The organism is Ilumatobacter sp., assembly GCF_049588435.1.
Taxonomy (GTDB): domain Bacteria; phylum Actinomycetota; class Acidimicrobiia; order Acidimicrobiales; family Ilumatobacteraceae; genus Ilumatobacter_A.
This window is the reverse complement of sequence record NZ_JBAVYV010000453.1, coordinates 1-1,834: the sequence shown is the minus strand read 5'-3', so window position 1 is coordinate 1,834 and position 1,834 is coordinate 1. Positions and strand designations below refer to the sequence as shown.

General features: G+C 69.7%; 2 protein-coding genes. One reads left to right on the top strand and one right to left on the bottom strand.

Features of this window, described 5'->3' with window-relative positions:
* Nucleotides 1–503 (bottom strand): hypothetical protein (locus tag WBV89_RS17425; RefSeq protein WP_423982608.1); only part of this gene is annotated, 503 nt, incomplete at its 3' end.
* A gap of 359 nt (nucleotides 504–862) precedes the next feature.
* Between WBV89_RS17425 and WBV89_RS17420 the strand changes: the two genes are divergently transcribed.
* A partial coding sequence (locus WBV89_RS17420) for an FHA domain-containing protein (protein ID WP_423982607.1) occupies nucleotides 863–1,834 on the top strand: 972 nt, incomplete at its 3' end.

Genomic DNA, 1,834 nt, shown 5'->3' with positions numbered 1-1,834 from the left:
GTCTGCGACGGCGCAACGTGGCGGCTGAGGACGCTCCCGGGCACCGGCAGTTCGGTCGCGGAGCGCCGCCGCGCGCCTCGGCGGTAGCCGATCCACAGCGCATCGGCGATCAACGCGGGAGCGATGTGATGACGCCGGGTGACGATGTCGAAGCGGCGGATCGCGATCCACGCCGCACCGATCGCGATGTCGGTGGGATCGGCGGCCGATGATCGTCCGCACCACCGCTTCGACCGGCTGATCAGACCCGGGAGGATGCGCTGGAGCACGACCCGCCCGGCGAGCTCGTCGCCCTCCGCCAGTTCGACCAGTCGGCGCAGAATCGCGTCGCCCGACCCGCTCGGCGTGACGCTCGGTTGGGTGGCGGCGACGAGATCGTCGAGGATTCGAACGCTCCCGACGAGCCTCTCGAACATCTCGTCCCCGGTCCACTGCCGCACCCTGCGGATGGTGGCGGGGCGCCGTTGCAGCCGGTCCCACTCGCGGTCGAGCTCGCGCAGCATCGGCGTCGATCGGCGCGGTGCCGCCGTGCGTGCCGGCGTTGGTGCCGGCGTTGGTGCCGGCGTGAGGGTCGGCGTCGGCGTGAGGTTTGGTGTCGGCGTGAGGCCCGGCGTCGGCGTGAGGGTCGGCGTCGGCGAATGGTGACGGTTCGAGGTCGTTGTGGAATGCATGCGGCGACCATGACGATCGACCCTCACCGCCGGTCTCACAGGAGGACGCAGCGAGCGGAAACTTCTCGCGGTGACCGCTCTCACAGCGTCTCCCGAGTTCTCACAACCCCAGCTCAGTGGTGGCTTTCGGGTCGGGACCGATCCAGTGGTGCCGTTTCCCGTTTCGCCGACCCACCACCCCGTGTGCCCACGTGGACCGAACGCATCTTCCTCCGCTCGACGTCGTCGGGCCCGATGGCGAACGCATCACCCTGCGCTCCCTCGACCGCGACAGCACCGTCGACGTGCTCGCTCGAAGTCTCGACGTCGAGACCCTCCGCGTGGAGCGCGAACTCGGTCCCGACGAACTCCTCGCCGAGATCGACGAGCTCCGCGTCGGTGCGCGGCTGACCTCGCTTCCTTCGCTGCCTTATCCGGTGCCTGACACAGAACGGTCGCAGCCGGTGGTCGAAGTGGCGGTCGTCGCCGGTCCGTCGACGACGATCTGGCAACGCCTCGGACCCGGCCGTCATCTCATCGGGCGGGCGCCGCACGTCGGTATCCGACTCGACGATCCGGCGATCGAACTCCACCACGCCCTGCTGCGGATCGGGGAGGATCGGTCGGTCCAGGTGATCCAGCTCTGCGGTTCGGTGCCGATCCGGATCGACGGTCGGCCGTGGGACGGGATCGTCACCGGGAACGAGGCACAGTTCTCGATCGGTGCCAGCGCGATCCGACTCCGACGCCTGTCGTCGGAGACCGACCGCGATGGCGCGACCGGAATGGTTCGCGCCGCGTCCGATGGACCGGTCGGATCGGTCGAGGTGCATCCCAGCGATCCGTGGCGTCGTGTGGTGTGGCGCGCTCCGTACGAGTCGGCGACGTGGAGTGCGTCGACGGTGACCGCACCGGTCCCGCCGATCGAACCGCACCGACCGGCGTTGTCGGGCCTGATCGGCACCGCGGTGATGGCGTTGGGTGCGGTCGTGATCGCGGTCGTGATGGCGAATCCGATGTTCATGCTCTTCGCCGGAATGGGCGTGGTCGCCGCGGTGGCCACGTTCATCGTGGGCCTGGTGTCCACGCGGCGACGGCGCACACACGTGCGAGCCGCCCACACGGCCGAACTCGCCGCGTTCACCGAGGGGCTCGACGCGTTGCACGCCGCCCGTCGCGAGTAC